The organism is Syntrophorhabdus sp. (assembly GCA_012719415.1).
Taxonomy (GTDB): Bacteria; Desulfobacterota; Syntrophorhabdia; order Syntrophorhabdales; family Syntrophorhabdaceae; genus Delta-02.
This window is the reverse complement of the sequence record JAAYAK010000152.1, coordinates 1-15,529: the sequence shown is the minus strand read 5'-3', so window position 1 is coordinate 15,529 and position 15,529 is coordinate 1. Positions and strand designations below refer to the sequence as shown.

The 15,529-nt window shown below is 59.7% G+C and carries 15 protein-coding genes; all 15 read left to right on the top strand.

The genetic code is table 11. The features are described from left to right. Positions 1–344 precede the first annotated feature (344 nt). A complete protein-coding gene (locus GXX82_09445) occupies positions 345–1,796 on the top strand; it encodes a HAMP domain-containing protein (protein NLT23258.1) in 1,452 nt (483 codons plus the stop codon). After that, on the top strand, positions 1,793–2,272 hold the full coding sequence (locus tag GXX82_09440) for a hypothetical protein (protein ID NLT23257.1): 480 nt from the start codon (positions 1,793–1,795) through the stop codon (positions 2,270–2,272). The genes GXX82_09445 and GXX82_09440 overlap by 4 nt, the downstream gene beginning before the upstream one ends. Before the next feature lie 9 nt (positions 2,273–2,281). Further along, complete coding sequence (locus GXX82_09435) at positions 2,282–3,655, top strand: sigma-54-dependent Fis family transcriptional regulator (GenBank protein ID NLT23256.1); 1,374 nt, start codon at positions 2,282–2,284, stop codon at positions 3,653–3,655. 205 nt (positions 3,656–3,860) lie between these two features. After that, positions 3,861–4,286, top strand: a complete 426-nt coding sequence (gene gspG, locus GXX82_09430) for a type II secretion system major pseudopilin GspG (protein ID NLT23255.1) — start codon at positions 3,861–3,863, stop codon at positions 4,284–4,286. Between the two features lie 33 nt (positions 4,287–4,319). Then, on the top strand, positions 4,320–6,656 hold the full coding sequence (locus GXX82_09425) for a hypothetical protein (GenBank protein ID NLT23254.1): 2,337 nt from the start codon (positions 4,320–4,322) through the stop codon (positions 6,654–6,656). A gap of 47 nt (positions 6,657–6,703) precedes the next feature. Continuing rightward, entirely contained in the window at positions 6,704–8,209 is a 1,506-nt protein-coding gene (gspE, locus tag GXX82_09420) for a type II secretion system ATPase GspE (protein ID NLT23253.1), read from the top strand. Then, positions 8,210–9,403 (top strand): type II secretion system F family protein, encoded by a 1,194-nt coding sequence (locus tag GXX82_09415; protein NLT23252.1) that lies wholly within the window; start codon positions 8,210–8,212, stop codon positions 9,401–9,403. A gap of 5 nt (positions 9,404–9,408) precedes the next feature. Continuing rightward, on the top strand, positions 9,409–9,873 hold the full coding sequence (locus tag GXX82_09410) for a prepilin-type N-terminal cleavage/methylation domain-containing protein (protein ID NLT23251.1): 465 nt from the start codon (positions 9,409–9,411) through the stop codon (positions 9,871–9,873). Between the two features lie 37 nt (positions 9,874–9,910). After that, a complete protein-coding gene (locus GXX82_09405) occupies positions 9,911–10,318 on the top strand; it encodes a prepilin-type N-terminal cleavage/methylation domain-containing protein (protein ID NLT23250.1) in 408 nt (135 codons plus the stop codon). Next, on the top strand, positions 10,315–10,941 hold the full coding sequence (locus tag GXX82_09400; GenBank protein NLT23249.1) for a prepilin-type N-terminal cleavage/methylation domain-containing protein: 627 nt from the start codon (positions 10,315–10,317) through the stop codon (positions 10,939–10,941). The genes GXX82_09405 and GXX82_09400 overlap by 4 nt, the downstream gene beginning before the upstream one ends. Next, entirely contained in the window at positions 10,938–11,894 is a 957-nt protein-coding gene (locus GXX82_09395) for a general secretion pathway protein GspK (protein NLT23248.1), read from the top strand. Before GXX82_09400 ends, GXX82_09395 begins: the two co-directional genes overlap by 4 nt. Further along, positions 11,891–13,429: a hypothetical protein gene (locus GXX82_09390; GenBank protein NLT23247.1), complete on the top strand. Its 1,539-nt coding sequence runs from the start codon at positions 11,891–11,893 to the stop codon at positions 13,427–13,429. The genes GXX82_09395 and GXX82_09390 overlap by 4 nt, the downstream gene beginning before the upstream one ends. Then, positions 13,413–13,967: a hypothetical protein gene (locus tag GXX82_09385; GenBank protein ID NLT23246.1), complete on the top strand. Its 555-nt coding sequence runs from the start codon at positions 13,413–13,415 to the stop codon at positions 13,965–13,967. The genes GXX82_09390 and GXX82_09385 overlap by 17 nt, the downstream gene beginning before the upstream one ends. Before the next feature lies 1 nt (position 13,968). Further along, complete coding sequence (locus tag GXX82_09380; protein ID NLT23245.1) at positions 13,969–14,694, top strand: hypothetical protein; 726 nt, start codon at positions 13,969–13,971, stop codon at positions 14,692–14,694. 89 nt (positions 14,695–14,783) lie between these two features. After that, positions 14,784–15,431 carry a response regulator transcription factor gene (locus tag GXX82_09375; protein ID NLT23244.1) on the top strand — a complete coding sequence of 216 codons (648 nt, stop codon included), beginning with the start codon at positions 14,784–14,786 and terminating at the stop codon, positions 15,429–15,431. Positions 15,432–15,529 lie beyond the last annotated feature (98 nt).

Here is a 15,529-nt window from a genome sequence, read left to right as displayed (position 1 = left end):
TGCTCTGGTGATACATTAAAACCTCCCGAAGATTTAATACGTGCCGAATCGACTGGCCAATTTTCGATCGCTGCCCCGAGAAGAGCAAAAGCCGTGCCTCGAGGTGAGGAAATGTGCTATACTGTTGAAGTTAAAGGTGATGAGATGTTTCCGCAGTCTGTCTTCAGGGTCTCAAATGCAGGTTTTTCCCTTCATGTCAGAATTTTGACTGAAGGATATTTCCTTCATATCCTCCTCCCCGGTCAGTTCGCGTGTTGCTCCGGTGGATCATCAGGTACCTGATCTGAATTAGCCGGCCGACCCGGCATTTTACCCGTTAAGGGCCCGGCTGGAATGACTGTCCCATGAAACTGAGCATATTCTCCAGGCTGTTTCTCGGGTATATCACGATCATTTTGATCCTGGGCGCCATAAGCGCGTACACGGTCCTGAGGCTTCGGCAGGTGAACGCCGAGGTGGGCATTATCTTCAATGTGGACCAGCGCGCCGTGGATCTCAAGCAAAAGCTCGTCGATTCCCTTCTTTCCCATGTCGGATCGGAGAAGAAATACGTTATCACGGGGGACCCGATCTTTCTCACGCAAATGACCTCGGGGCAGAAGGCCTTCGAAGGATATCTGTCCGGGATCTCCGAGATAGCCGGTGCCTCTTCGAACAGGGATATCCTTGCCAGGGTGAGATCGGAGTACGGACGCTACCTGTCACTGGTGAATGAGGAGGTAGAGATGTCGAAGACCGGCCTGCCATACAGCCGGAGCGACTACGGCCAGCGGAAGGAAGAGGCTGTGGGACAGGTGCTGGAGGCGTTGAAAACGCTGGAGACATCCTACCTCAAGGACATTCAGGAGCGGATGAACAGGATACAGGAGACGGCAGGATCGGCTGAGCGCCTGTCGATCCTGATGTTCGCCGGTGCGGTGCTGATCGTCATCCTGGGATCTCTTGTCAGCACGCGGAGCATAACGAAGCCCCTGAAGGTCCTGATGGCAAAGACAAGGGAGGTCTCCCGGGGTGTCTTTGAAGGGAACCTCGACATCGGCTCGCCCCGTGAGGTCGCGGAGCTGGCCGGAGCCGTCAACTTGATGTGCGAGAAGCTCAAAAAGGTCGATACGATGAAGTCAGGGTTCTTTGCCACCATGTCCCATGAGCTGCGCACACCTCTCGCATCGATCAAGCAGGGCATCAGCCTGCTTCGCGACGGCGCGGGAGGCCCCATACCGGACAAGCAGAAGAGGCTGTTCGCCATACTGTCTGAAGAGACGAACAGACTCATCGACCTTGTGAACTCGCTCCTTGAGCTTTCGAAGATGGAGGCGGGGATGATGCCCTTCACATTCGGCAAGGAGAACATTCAGTCCCTGATCAATCGCGTGGTCATGGAGATGACCCCTCTCGTGGAGGCGAAGAAGATCCACATCGAGGTGGATACAGGCGATGAGGGCGATATCCCTCCCCTCAAACTGGACCGGGAGAGGATCCTTCAGGCCTTGAGGAATCTGCTCGGAAACGCCGTCAAATTCACCCCTGAGAACGGCAGCATAACGATAGAGGCGGGCCGCAGGGACCGCACAGTGCAGTTCTCGATACGGGACACGGGCCCGGGCATTCCAAAGGAGAACCTTGAAACGATCTTCGAGAAGTTCCACCAGTCACCGGGACAGGCCCCGGGGTCCATGAAGGGCACGGGGTTGGGCCTGGCTTTCGTGAAACATATCATAACAGCGCATGGAGGTAAGGTGTGGGCACAGAGCGAACCGGGAGAGGGAACCGTCTTTCTCTTTGTATTGCCCTTGTGATGTATCTCGCGGCCTTCGGCTGCGCGGTGCCGGAAAAAGCGGCCGAGGGGCCCGGGGAGACCGTCCGGGCGGCCTCCGACGCGCGCCGGAGCCTCGATGAGGCGCGAAGGCTCATCGCGCTGGGCAAGTACGAATTGTCCCTGAGGGTGTCGGAAGGCGTTCTGGCAGGGCCGGCGGGACCGTCCCACGGAGACGAGGCGCTCTTTACGATGGGCCTCATCTTTGCCCATCCCGGGAACCAGAACAGGGACTATCAAAGATCCGTCGGCTTCTTCAAGCGGCTGAACAGGGAGTACCCTTACAGTCCCCTGAAGGAGCAGGCTAGGACATGGACGGAAGTGCTCGAGGAGAACATGAAGCTCAAGCGGGCTTCCGCTGAGGCCCGGGAGGAGAACACACGGTTGAAGCAGATCATCGAGCAGTCGAAGAAGGTGGATATCGAGATCGAGGAGAAGAAGAGGGAAGAGAAAAGATAGGAGAGATCTATGTCCACGGGTAAGATACTGGTAGTCGATGACGAGAGGAATCTTCTGGAGCTTATCCAGATGGGCCTTGAACAGGCGGGCTACGATGTGGTGACGGCGACGGATGAGGTGGAGGCGCTGATACAGGCGAGAGAACAGGTGATCGATCTTGCCGTTGTTGACCTTCAGCTCGTGCGCACCGACGGCATAACACTGATGGAGCAGCTCCATCTCATAAGCCCCGGGATGCCCGTCATCATCCTCACCGGTTACGGGAGCATCGAGAGCGCCGTGGAAGCGATGAAACGGGGGGCTTACGGATATCTCACCAAGCCCTTCGATTCCCAGGTCCTTCTTTTCGAGATAGGGAAGATGATGGAGAACCGGCGGATGTCTTCGGAGATCGAAAGGCTTCAGGGCCTTCTCGAATCGAAGTACAGCTTCTCCAACATAGTGGCCAACAGCAAGAAGATGCAGGGCGTGCTGGAGACGATATCGCGCATCGCCAAGACGGACTCCACCGTTCTGCTCCTGGGGGAAAGCGGCACCGGCAAGGACCTCATAGCCAAGGCGATACATCTCGCCAGCGACAGGAAGGAAAGGCCTTTCGTGGCTATCAACTGTGCCGCCCTGCCGGAACCTCTCCTGGAGAGCAACCTCTTCGGTCATGAAAAGGGGGCCTTCAGCGGGGCCATACGGGAAACGAAGGGACTCTTCCTGCAGGCCCACGGCGGGACCATCTTCCTCGATGAGATCGGCGACATGCCTCTCTCCATACAGGCCAAGATCCTCCGTGTCATCCAGGAGAGGAAGATCCGTCCTGTGGGCAGCGAAAAGGTCATCGATGTCGACGTTAGGATCGTAACGGCAACGAACAAGAACCTCGAAGAACAGGTGCGCCTCGACCTTTTCCGGGAGGACCTGTACTACAGGATCCACGTGATCCCCATCCAGCTGCCCCCGTTACGGGAAAGGAAAGAGGACATTCCGCCTCTCGTCGACTTCTTCTTCCAAAAGGCCGGCGCGCTCATGAAGAAGGACATCAAGGGCGTGACCCCCGAGGCAATGCAAAAGCTGATGCTCTACGACTGGCCGGGCAACATCAGGGAGCTCGAGAACGTCATCGAGTACGCGGCCGCCATGACCGACAGGGAGTATATCACGGAAGACCTCGTCTTTCAGACAAAGGGCGTTGTCTCCCAGGAGCCGCTGAGGCCCCTCAAGGAGGCCAAGGAGGCCTTCGAGAAGAGTTATCTCATCTACCTTCTCGAGATATGCAAGGGCAACATCACCGAAGTGGCGAAATACGCGGGCAAGTACAGGGCCGACCTCTACGACCTTCTCAAAAAGCACAACCTGAGACCGGATGACTTCAAGAAGAGGGAGTCGGCGTGAGAGAGGAAGAGGCAGACCGCTGTAATCAAAAATGATGACAAAGGCCACGTTGCATGCACTACAGAATAATTGTTGTTTTTATGACATACAGGTGGACGACTTTCTTGTATCCTGCAAATATAGGCTTCTCTCGCAAGCGGCACGTCAGGAAGTGTCTCCCGGGGCGGACCTGTGGTCACCCGGGAGGTTTCACCGGGGGTCCTGAATGAGAAAGATCTTTAGCGGGCAGAACAGAAAAGGCTTCACCCTCATCGAACTCCTCGTTGTCATGGTCATTGTGGGTCTTCTGGCGGCCCTGGTGGCGCCGAGGCTCTTTCCCAAGCTGGGCAAGGGGAAACAGGCCGCCGCGAAGGCCCAGATCGAGCTTCTCGGACAGGCCCTGGACCAGATGAGGCTTGATGTCGGACGATATCCCACCACCCAGGAAGGCCTCAACATGCTTGCCGTGAACCCCGGAGTGGAGGGCTGGGACGGGCCCTACCTGAAGAAGGCCCTGCCCAATGACCCCTGGGGTAAACCGTACAGTTACCAATCCCCGGGAAGTCACGGGGAATATGATCTCTTTTCCTACGGGAGAGACGCATCGCCCGGCGGAGAAGGCGAAGACGCGGACGTGACGAGCTGGCAGTAGCGGTGAGATGAGGACGAGGATAAGGCCCGGGCCATGAGATATCCGGCGATAGCGATCGTTCTTTCCCTTCTGGGGTGCTTCGGACCCGTGGCGCACGCCTCCGAGGATGCCATCACGACGCGCCCCCTGACGGAGGACGCGCCTCCGATCAGACGCGCCGCCCAGCTTGAGACAGCCCCGCAGGTGATACAGCCTGTCATGCCTTCTGAGTCTGCCGCGCAGAAGGCGGCACCCGCCGTTCAGGGGGCAGCGTCTGCAACACAAACAACAACCCCCGCGGCGGTACAGGCTGTCCCTGCCGCAGAGAAGGCCACCCGATCGGCGCTTGAGGTTGCCCCGGCGCCGGCTTCACCTTCAAAACCCCCGGCCCCGTCTCCACCCCTGGGGCCCGGGGCGGCGAAGGCCACCCCGTCGGCGCCGGCTGTTCCTGCGGCACGGCAGACCACCCCGCCGGCCGTCCAGCCCCCCCGGCCGCAGCAGCCTCTTTCCTTTCCTCCAGTCCGCCCCCAGGGGCGGGAGCCGCAGAAGGGGGAGCGCCGGCCGCAGCAGCCTCCGCGTCCCGCGGTGGGGCGTATCAGCCTCAACTTCGACGATGCCGATGTCTTCTCGGTGATACAAACCGTTTTTGGAGAGATACTGAAGGTCAACTATGTTGTCGATCAGAGGGTGAAGGGGCGGGTGACCTTCCGGTCCGTGGCGCCTGTCACCCTTGACCAGGTCCTCCCCGTCATGGAGACGATCCTGCGCCTCAACGGTGTTGGTGTCGTTGAAGAGAGTGGTCTGTACCGGGTGGTTCCCATCAGCGATGTCGCGAAGGAGCCGGCCCAGGTGAGGTTCGGGAGGGAACCCGGGAAGGTGGTCATCCAGGGGAAATCCATCATCCAGGTGGTGCCGCTGCTCCACGTGCACTCGTCGGAGACGATCAAGCTCATCACGCCCTTTCTCACGACGACCGCCGTGGTGATAGACCTGCCCAACATCAATTACATCATCCTCGTGGATACTGATTCGAACGTGAAACGTCTGCTCACCCTCATCAGCTTCTTCGACGGTGAGCAGACGAAGCAGAAGAAGCCGAAGGTCTCCGTGTACAATATCCAGAACGGCAAGGCGAAGGACGTGGCGGCCATCCTCCAGCAGGTCCTCCTGTCCGCGAAACCTCCCCAGGCCCCCGTTGCCACCGTCACCGCGGCAGGGGCGACAGCTCCCGCCCCCGGGACGCCCCCGGCACAACCGCAGGCGGGACGCCCTTCGGTGCAGGGCACCGCCGGTGCGCAGGGGGGCGATATGCTCGTATCGCCGATCACGAAGATCATCGCCGATGAAGGCCTCAACGCTCTCATAATCCTGTCCACGCAGGAGGACTATGAGTTCATAAAAGCGGCGATCGAGAGGATCGACGTGATACCGCGGCAGGTGCTTCTCGAGGGCGTGGTAGCGGAGGTGAGCCTGAAGGATGAACTGAAGCTGGGCATATCCTGGGCGCTGCAGTTCAACCCCGGCGGCATGAGAGGTGTTCTGGGCGGAGTGGAGGGAACGGTAGGGTTCAACGTCCCCGGCGCGACGCCGACAAGCACCACCGGTACGGGCACCTTCACCTTTGCGGGCACCGTGGGGGGAGATTTCAAGACCGTCATCGACATGCTCGCCACGGACTCTCGGGCAAAGCTCCTTGCCGTCCCCCATGTCCTGGTGTCCGATAACAAGGAGGCCCGTATCCAGGTGGGCCAACAGGTACCCGTTGTCTCCTCGGAGACCTTCGGTTCGGGAACGGTGGCGCCCCAGCGGACGATCCAGTACAAGGACATCGGTATCATCCTCAAGGTGAAGCCCCGCATCAACGAAGGCGGTCTCGTGACCCTTGATATCACGCAGGAGGTCTCGTCCTACGAGACGATCAAGCTTTTCGACAACGAAGACTACATCATCCTGAAGAAGACGGAGACGACGACAAGCCTCGTCGTCCAGGACGGCAACACGATCATCATCGGGGGACTGATACGGGATGACATAACGAAATCCCGGTCGGGCATCCCTTTCCTGAGCAAGATCCCCGTTCTTGGATACCTCTTCGGACAGACCACAGACAGCGAACAGAGGACGGAGCTCATCATCCTGCTCACGCCCCGCGTGATCCGCACCCATGCCGACGCCAACGCGGTCACCTCCGATTACGTGGACAGCGTTACCAGGACCGGGAAGGGAAAGGTGAAAAGGGAAGAGCTCATCAAGGTAAAACCGGAGCCTCCACCTCCGGACAGTCCACAGGGCGGCTTCCCCCCGGGAGGCGCGGAGCAGAAGGACGGCGGGGAGCGGAAGAGCGGCCCGGTTCAGAACGGTTTCCAGGCGCAGCCGGAAAGGGTGGAATAGAAAAGGAGCCATGAGGAATACCAGTGTCAAAAGGCAGTGCTATCTTCCTGAATGCCGAAGATTTTCCCACGGTGCCCCTCGTAATTGACGGGATATCGACACGTTTCATCCGCGAGAACAGGATAATCCCCTTCGAGTTCAAGAACGACGTTTTGAAGGTGATAATGGCGGATCCTGAGGACCGTGAGGTGATCGAGGCCCTGCGCGTCGCCACGGCCGGGGAGGTAGAGGTCTACACCGCCGCCGGAGAGGTCATCGACGAGCACCTGTCGAAATTCTACGGCCAGGAGGAGCAGAGCATTGACCGGATCATGGAAGGCATCGACGAAGAGGGCCAGGAGTCGCCGGGCGGGGTGGAGGAAGAGGACATAGGTCACCTCAAGGACCTCGCATCCGAGGCGCCCATCATCAAGCTCGTCAATCTCCTCATCACGAGGGCGGTGGAAAGCAGGGCGAGCGATATCCACATCGAGCCTTTCGGAGACGAGGTGAAGGTGCGCTACCGTATAGACGGGGTCTTGAGCGACGTGGAATCGGCCCCGAAACGGCTCCAGGCCGCGATGGTGTCGCGGATCAAGATCATGGCGAAACTGAACATCGCCGAGCGCAGGCTGCCACAGGACGGCCGTATCAGGCTTCTCGCGGGAGACCGTGAGATCGACCTCAGGGTCTCCACGATACCTATCCTCCATGGAGAGAGCATCGTCATGAGGATCCTTGACAAGGAGAGCATCGTCATCGATCTCGATGCCCTGGGTTTCATGCCCGACACGCTTCGTGATTTCAACCAGCTCATAAAGAGGCCCAACGGGATCATACTCGTCACCGGACCCACCGGGAGCGGGAAGACGACGACGCTGTACGGGGCCCTTGACAAGATAAACTCGCCGGACAAGAAGATCATCACCGTCGAGGACCCCATCGAGTACCAGTTGAAGGGGGTCAACCAGATACAGGTGAGGCCGACGATCGGTCTCAGCTTCACCAACACCTTGAGACACATCGTGCGGCAGGACCCGGACGTGGTCATGATCGGAGAGATACGGGACCTCGAGACGGCCGAGATCGCAATACAGGCGGCTCTCACGGGCCATCTCGTGTTCTCGACGCTCCACACCAACGACGCCCCCAGTGCCATCACCCGGCTCCTCGACATGGGGGTGGAGAGCTTCCTTCTGTCCTCGACGGTCCGGGGCATCCTCGCGCAAAGGCTCGTCAGGGTCATCTGCCTCGAGTGCAAGGTCGAGGATACGTCAGGGGACCAGGCCGAGGAGCTAAAGGCTCTCGGCATCCGCGGGGACGCGCGCCTGTACCGGGGTAAGGGATGCGAGGCATGCACCCACACCGGCTTCCGCGGAAGGATGGGGATCTTCGAACTGCTCCTCGTCGATGAGGCCATGCGCCGTCTCATCCTGAAGAACGCCGACGAGGGAGAGATCAGAAAGGCGGCCCGCAGCGGCGGGATGAAGACCCTCCTGGAGGACGGGATACGAAAGATCGAGATGGGCGGCACGACCCCGGGTGAGGTCTTCAGGGTTACTCAGGAGGACTAGGTGGCCATGTACTCATACACCGCCACGACCCTCGAGGGCGCCATCGTCGAAGGCGTTGTCGAGGCGTCCGACGAAAGGACCGCCGTCGAGAAGATAAGGAACACCGGGGTCATACCCCTCAAGGTGTCCCTGCCCAGGGAGGGCCTCAGGAAGACCTTCGCGATCAGGTCCTCGAAGGGCGACCTTCTCACGTTCACCACGGAGCTCTCGGCGCTCCTCAGCGCGGGCCTTCCCATCGACAGAAGCCTCAACATACTCTCGGAGATATCGGAAGGGAAGCAGATGAAGGAGGTCATCAACTCCGTGCTCAAAGGCATCCGCGAGGGAAGCTCCTTTTCCGAGGCCCTGAAGAAGCATCCGGAGGTGTTTTCGAAGCTCTACGTGAGCATGATACGGGCAGGGGAGACCGGGGGAGTTCTCGATATCGTTCTCGACAAGCTCAACGAGTTCCTGGAGTCGGCAAAGGAGCTGAAGGACAGCATCGTATCCGCGATGGTGTACCCCCTCATTCTGACGGTCACGGGCGGGATATCCATAATCATTCTCCTCACCTTCGTTATCCCAAGGTTCTCGGCGATATTCAAGGAGATAGGAGGCAGTCTTCCCCTGTCGACCCAGATCATCCTCACCATGAGCCAGGCGCTGCGGTCGTGGTGGTGGGTGCTTTTTCCCGTTGCCGTCCTTGTTCTGGCGGCCCTGAAACTGTACGCTGGAACGGAACAGGGGGCCTTGCGGTGGGACGAGCTGAAACTGAGGGTCCTCGGTGATGTCGTGAGAAAGTTGGAAACGGCGCGTTTCTGCAGGACCCTGGGAACTCTCCTCAAGAGCGGTGTGCCGTTCCTGCAGGCCCTCGGCAACGCCAAGGATGTCATAGGCAACAGGATCATAGCGGGGTCCGTGGAATCCATCGCCAGGAACGTCAGAGAAGGCAGGGGAATAGCCGGTCCGCTCATGGAGGCCGGTGTCTTTCCTCAGCTCGCGCTTTCCATGATCAAGGTCGGGGAGGAGACGGGGCAGCTCGACGCCATGCTGCTCAAGGTGGCCGCCGCCTATGAGAAGGCGCTCAGGGATGCCGTGAAGAGGTTCATGAGTCTTCTGGAGCCGGCAATAATCCTTGGCATGGGGATCATCATCGCCTTCATCGTCGTATCCATGCTGATGGCTGTGTTCAGTATACTGGAGCTGCCCTTTTGAGAGCTATGACACTTAGAAGAGTGGAAAGACCGCTCCCGTCCAGTGGCGGGTTCACGCTCCTCGAGATCATGATGGTGATGGTGCTCGTTCTGATCGTCCTCGGGATCTCGACAGTGTTCTTCTCCAGCATGCTTCCTTCCCAGAACCTGAACGCGGCGGGGAGGGAACTGTCGGCCATGCTGCGGTTCGCAAGGCTGCTCGCGAAGACGAGCGGTGAGACCCGGACGGTGTTCGTCGATCTCGAAACCGGACGGTACGGCATTCAGGGAGTGCACACAAGGCGCATCCCGCAGGGGGTCACGGTGAAGATCACCGATGCCCTGGAAGGCGAGATAACGCGGGGACGGTACTCGATCCCTTTCAACGGGTCTGGCCAGGTGACGTGGGGACGCATAACCCTGTCCGGGGGCAAAAGGGTCCTCTCCATCGAAATTGACCCCGTCCTGGGGGCGGTGGTCCTGAAGGAGTGAGTTCAAAGAGGAGGACAGGACGGATGAGGAGAGGGAAATGAGAAAGCCGGCCGGAAAGGAACGGGGATTCACGCTCCTCGAGGTCATCGTAGCCTTCTCTCTTCTGGCGGTGACCGTGACGGTGATACTGCAGCTCTTCTCTTCCAACCTGAGGGTGCTTTCGACATCGGAGGATTACGTCTCGGCGGTGGTGCGGGCGGAGGCCAGGATGAGGCAGGTCCTCGATGAGGAGGATATCGCGGAGGGTACGTCGAGCGAAACGACCCCCGAAGGATACCGCGTGGAAACCACGGTGTCGAAGGTCTACGAAAGAAGGACGCGGGACCTGCCCTTCGAGGTTTTGGAGATAGGTGTGAGGCTCACATGGAGAAGTCTGCTCGCGGAGAGGTCCATGACCTTGAGGACCATGAAGACCGTGAAAAAACAAAAGGTGGGCAGGATATGACCGTTCTGCGGTCAGGGTGTGACCCCCGTGTCGGGGGACGGGGCTTTACGCTCCTCGAGGTGATGATCTCGATCACGCTCATCAGCCTGCTCGTGACGGTCATGGCCGGGGCCATGCGGCTCGCCCACCGTTCCATCGAAAGGGGCGAGCGCAAATGGGAGTACCTGGAGCGGTTCAAGGTCTCCTTCCTTGTCGTCGATGCTCAGATACAGTCGGCAATACCCCTTGTCAGGGCGGATGACGAAGCGGGCCGCCTGTTCTTCGAAGGGTCGGAGGACTCCGTGAAATTCGCGTCGAACTACTCGCTCACGGGAGGATACAGGGGGTACGTCACCGTGGCCTACCGGGTGAAGCCGAACGGGGAAGGCAGGAGCGCGCTGTACATCGAGGAGAACACGATAGGGGTGGAAAATGCCAGGGAGATCAAGCTTTTCGACGGAATGGAAGAGATAGGTTTCGAGTATTTCCGCAAGGAGAACGATGCCGACGACACCGCCGGGGAATGGGTCGAAACGTGGACCGATGAACTGCTCTTCCCCCGGAAGATCCGGGTGAACCTCACCCGGGGAGGTGAGAAGGTCCAGCTGACCGTACCGGTCAGGGCCCGGAGGGCGGCCTCATGATCCGGTCCCGCAAAGGCATAGCCCTTCTCATGGTGCTCTGGGTGATCACCATGCTCACGGCCCTCGTGATCTCCTTCTCCTTCCTGACGAGGACGGAGGCCCGTTCAACGATCTTCTTCAAGGAGGGGACGCAGAAGAAGTTCCTCGCCGAGGCCGGCGTGGAGAGGGCGATCATGGAGATCTACCACAGGCAGACCTTCCGGAACCAGGCCGTGGTCGTTGAAGGGAACGAGGTGATGAGGATCGACGGCAGGCGGTATGACGGTCGGATCGGGCAGGGCAGGTATGATCTCAGGCTCCTTTCCGAATCGGGCAAGATCGACATCAACAAGATGACGGACCTTACGGGCATCGTATTGAGGGGTCTTCTCGTCAACACGGGAACAACCGACGAAGAGGCCGCCGTCATCGTTGATTCCATTCTTGACTGGACGGACAAGGACGATCTGAGACGCTTGAACGGCGCGGAAGACGAATACTATCTTGCCCTTCCTGTCCCGTACAGGGCAAAGAACAGGCCTTTCGATGCCATCGAGGAGCTCTTGCTGGTACGGGGGGTGACAGCCGATATTCTTTTCGGGACCGGGGAGCGCAAGGGGATCGTCCATTACCTGACCATATACGGGACGTCCTCGAAGGTGAACATCAACGCGGCCCCGAGAGAGGTCCTCATGGCCCTGCCGGGCCTCAACGAGGACACGGTCAATAGGGTCCTCAGTCAGCGGGAGGCGGCCGAGTTCAGATCCGTCCAGGAGATCCAGGCCATAACGGGGCTCAATTTTCCCGTTCTTGCGCAATACATAGACATGAGCGAGACAGACGTTTACACGATAGAATCCGTTGGTTTCCAGGGAGATTCGAAAGAGGGGTACGGGATTCGTGCGATAGTCTCCGTGCCCGGCACGGTACCCCGGTTCCTGTACTACAAGACCCCTTCGGAGATGCGCCGATGACGCCCGGGAAGCTGCTCGCACCGTTGAGGCGACACGCCGACGCCCTTGAAAGACGTGCCAGGACCTCTCTTGCACATCTCAAGAACACTCTCGGCTTCAATGTTCTCAAGGGCGTCGTCATCCCGGAGAAATGTCTATGCGCCTCCATCGGCAAGGGCCATGTCACAGTCGTCTGTGGAACGCAATTCCTGTCGCGGCCGAAGGTCGTGGGATTCAGACGCTTTCGTTTCGAGGAGGGGAGGTATCCGCGTCCGGAAGAACTGGCATCGGCGGTCCTCTCCGCCCGTGACGCCTTCCGGGCACGCGATGCGGTGATCGTCCTCTCCGTCCCGCGGCCCTGGGTCCTGACAAGGGTAGCCGAGCTCCCCTCGGTGGTGAAGGAGAACCTGGCGTCCGTCATCGCCTACGAACTGGACAGGTTTACCCCCTTTGCCCCCGCTGAGGCCTTGTACGATTTTGCGATCGCTTCGGAGGATGGGGAAAGACTGAAGGTCGCCATCGTTGCAATGAGGTCAGGGACGGCGAAACCCTATCTCGACGCCCTGATGGCACATGGGGTGAAGCCGGCGAGGATAACGACGGACCTGACCGCCTTCGGCACACTCTGCACCATCCTCGGGGACGCGAGGGGCATGGTCCTGTGCCTTGCCGTCGATGAAGAAGGATACGACGGATGCCTGATGAAGGACGGGGTCTTTCTCACCGGTTCGTCGGGGAGGCTCGCGGGCGTGGACAGGGAGGAGGACCTCAAGGAGATCAGGGCGGGGCTTTCCCCCCTGCTTGCCGGTTTCAATGCTGAAGGGCTGCCGCCCAAGGTTTTTCTCGAAGCCTCCGGCAGGTATGCCCGTCTTGACGAAGAGCTGGGTGTCCCCGTGAAGACCATAGGCCGCGAGGACATAAAAAGATTCTTCAGGGCGGACATCGAAGATGGTGTCGCCGGTCCCCTCGGGGGCCTCGTGGAAACGATCTGGCCCGGGGCGAAGGGCTTCAACCTGGCTAAGAACCGTCTCGAGGCACGGGGCAGAGGCCTCGCAACGCCCGTCACCTGGGTGCTCATCGGGCTCATCGCGGCGGCGGCCGTTCTCTACCTCGTTGTCCCTCTTCACATGGAGAAGGCGAGGCTCAATCGCATCGAATACCAGGTGAAGATACGCAGGGGCGAGATCCGGGCGATCGAAGCATTGAGGCAGGAGATCGCGTCCATCGAGACGGACATGAACAGGATCAGGGAATTCAAGGAATCCACCCCCATGACTCTGGACGTTATGAAGGAACTGACCACGGTCCTGCCGAAAAGCGTCTGGCTCACGCGGTTGAGGATAACGGGCGAGACGGTGGAGACCGAGGGATACGCCGGCTCGGCGACGGAGATGCTCCCGAAGCTTGAGCAATCGAGCCTCTTCAAGAAGGTTGAGTTCTCTTCACCCACCATACGGGACACGCGGCAGAACGCCGACCGCTTCGTGATCAAGATGCAGATGGAAGGTTTCGAGGAGAAGAAGGCGGGAGGGCCGAAAGATGAAAGGAAGAAGTAGGCTCGTTTCCCTTGCCGCGCCGTTCATCGTGGTGCTCGCCGGGCTCGTTGCGTACCAGTACGGATATCTGGCCGTGAAGGGCGAAGTGGCATCGCTCAGGGAGAGGCAGGCGGCGCGATGGGGAACCCTCGAACGATACGTGAATCTCATCGCCGAGAGACCTTTGCTCGAAAAGAGGCTGGAATCCCTGAAGGAAAGGAGGAACGCCGAGGCCGCCAGGGTGATCTCGGCGGAAACCCTCAGCATTGCCGCGGCAACGCTCCAGAACATCGTGAAGGGGTCCATAACGGGAAGGGGGGGGTCCATAGCGAGTGAGCGTGTCGAACGACCGGAGGACCTGGGAAAACTCAAAGTGGTGAGCGTGAGCGTCGACGCGGTGCTGCCGGACACCAGGGCGCTCGGCGACGTTCTTTACACGCTTGAGACAAGCGTACCATACCTCGTGGTCAAGGAAGTGGACACCCGTGTCAGGAATTTCAAGGATCCCAGGGACCTGATGGTCAAGCTCCGGGTGTCGGCCCTGGCGAGCGGTAAATGACATGAAAGTCGTGAGGTATCTTATCCGCAATGCCACCGTGATGAACATGGTTCTCTTTGCCGTGGTCATCGCACTTGTTGTCATGACGGCCGCCCCCCTCGTCAGGGTGCGCCACGGCTATTCTCTGCCCGGCATCAAGGCGAAGCCGCCCGGACAGGAAGGGCCGAGGGCGGACCTGCAGCCGAAGCTGCCTTCGGATTACGCCGTCATAGGAGAAGCGAACCTCTTCCACCCGGACCGGGTCATCCCCGTTGACCGGAAGGCAGAGGTCCCGAGACCCGAGATCGTGCTCTATGGCACGACGATCGACACGGTCCGCCTTGCCTTCATAGAGGACAAGAAGAACCCCGTGACCACTCCGGGCAGGGGCAAACGCCAGCGGGTCGTGAAGCTGGGAGAGGAGGTGGGCGGGTATACCGTCGCCGAGATCGGAACCGACAGGATAGTGCTTGTCAGGGGTGAGGACAGGATGACCGTCCAGCTATCCCCTCCCGATAAACGAAAGGACACCGCCGCTCCCCCTGCCCCTCAGCAGCCCGGGCGGACGAAACCGGTACAGACGCCGCCCCCGGCCCCGGTGAGGCCGGCTCGCACGGTGCCGCAGCCCCCCGGTGCTGTAAAACCCCCGCCGCTGCCTGTCGGCGAGACCATCAGACCGACGCAGCCGCCTGCCGCCGCACCGCCGCCCGCCGGCGAACGGGCGGCACCATCCAATTCCCGGAAGTGACCAGGATACAACACCTCGTTCCGCCGCCATCCAGTGCCGATCAGCACGCATAGTTCATCACGCGCGATGCATTCTCAGTTTGAGGAGATATGATGCGTAACGTTATCATAGCGGATGACCACCCCGTCGTATTCAGGGGCTTGAGGGAGATCCTGCGTGAGAATTTCGGCGGGGTCGTCGTGGAAGGGGCCGGCACGGGCCGGGAGTTGATCGAGAAGGTCAAGAGGAACGATTACGATCTCGTTCTCCTCGACATATGCCTTCCCGATGCGAACGGCCTCGACATCCTCAGCGACCTGAGAAGGAAACGACCCAAATTGCCCGTTCTCGTTATCAGCATGTATCCCGAGGAACTCTACGCGGTGCGGGCCATCAGGACAGGGGCCCAGGGGTATCTCACCAAGCAAAGCGCCCCGGAAGAACTGGTCACCGCGGTCCGGAAGATACTCTCGGGGAAGAGATATGTCAATCCGGCATTTGCGGTGCGGATGGTCGTGGATTTCGAATCCGATATCGCGAAGCCCGCCCATGAGAGGCTCTCCAACCGCGAATTCCAGGTGATGCGCATGTTCGGCAGCGGGAAGAGCATACGGGACATTGCCGACGAGCTCAATCTGAGCATAAATTCGATACGAACGTACCGGGCCCGGATCATGGACAAGATAGGCGTGAAGGGCACGCAGGGGCTGATTCACTATGCGCTGACACACGGGTTGATCGAGTACAGGAGCGAGTAAGGGGGGAGACGGGAGAAAAGCAATAAGACCTATAGGAGACATAGGGCCTATGGGACTTATAGGGCCTATAGGACGGGGATAGGGCCTATAGGACGGGG

Excerpts from the sequence above, each read along its gene's own strand:
- GXX82_09375 (NLT23244.1), top strand. The coding sequence starts at position 14,784 with ATGATGCGTAACGTTATCATAGCGGATGACCACCCCGTCGTATTCAGG.
- GXX82_09385 (NLT23246.1), top strand. The coding sequence starts at position 13,413 with ATGAAAGGAAGAAGTAGGCTCGTTTCCCTTGCCGCGCCGTTCATCGTG.
- gspG (NLT23255.1), top strand. The coding sequence starts at position 3,861 with ATGAGAAAGATCTTTAGCGGGCAGAACAGAAAAGGCTTCACCCTCATC.
- GXX82_09400 (NLT23249.1), top strand. The coding sequence starts at position 10,315 with ATGACCGTTCTGCGGTCAGGGTGTGACCCCCGTGTCGGGGGACGGGGC.
- GXX82_09410 (NLT23251.1), top strand. The coding sequence starts at position 9,409 with ATGACACTTAGAAGAGTGGAAAGACCGCTCCCGTCCAGTGGCGGGTTC.
- GXX82_09395 (NLT23248.1), top strand. The coding sequence starts at position 10,938 with ATGATCCGGTCCCGCAAAGGCATAGCCCTTCTCATGGTGCTCTGGGTG.
- GXX82_09380 (NLT23245.1), top strand. The coding sequence starts at position 13,969 with ATGAAAGTCGTGAGGTATCTTATCCGCAATGCCACCGTGATGAACATG.
- GXX82_09435 (NLT23256.1), top strand. The coding sequence starts at position 2,282 with ATGTCCACGGGTAAGATACTGGTAGTCGATGACGAGAGGAATCTTCTG.
- GXX82_09425 (NLT23254.1), top strand. The coding sequence starts at position 4,320 with ATGAGATATCCGGCGATAGCGATCGTTCTTTCCCTTCTGGGGTGCTTC.
- GXX82_09390 (NLT23247.1), top strand. The coding sequence starts at position 11,891 with ATGACGCCCGGGAAGCTGCTCGCACCGTTGAGGCGACACGCCGACGCC.
- GXX82_09445 (NLT23258.1), top strand. The coding sequence starts at position 345 with ATGAAACTGAGCATATTCTCCAGGCTGTTTCTCGGGTATATCACGATC.
- GXX82_09405 (NLT23250.1), top strand. The coding sequence starts at position 9,911 with ATGAGAAAGCCGGCCGGAAAGGAACGGGGATTCACGCTCCTCGAGGTC.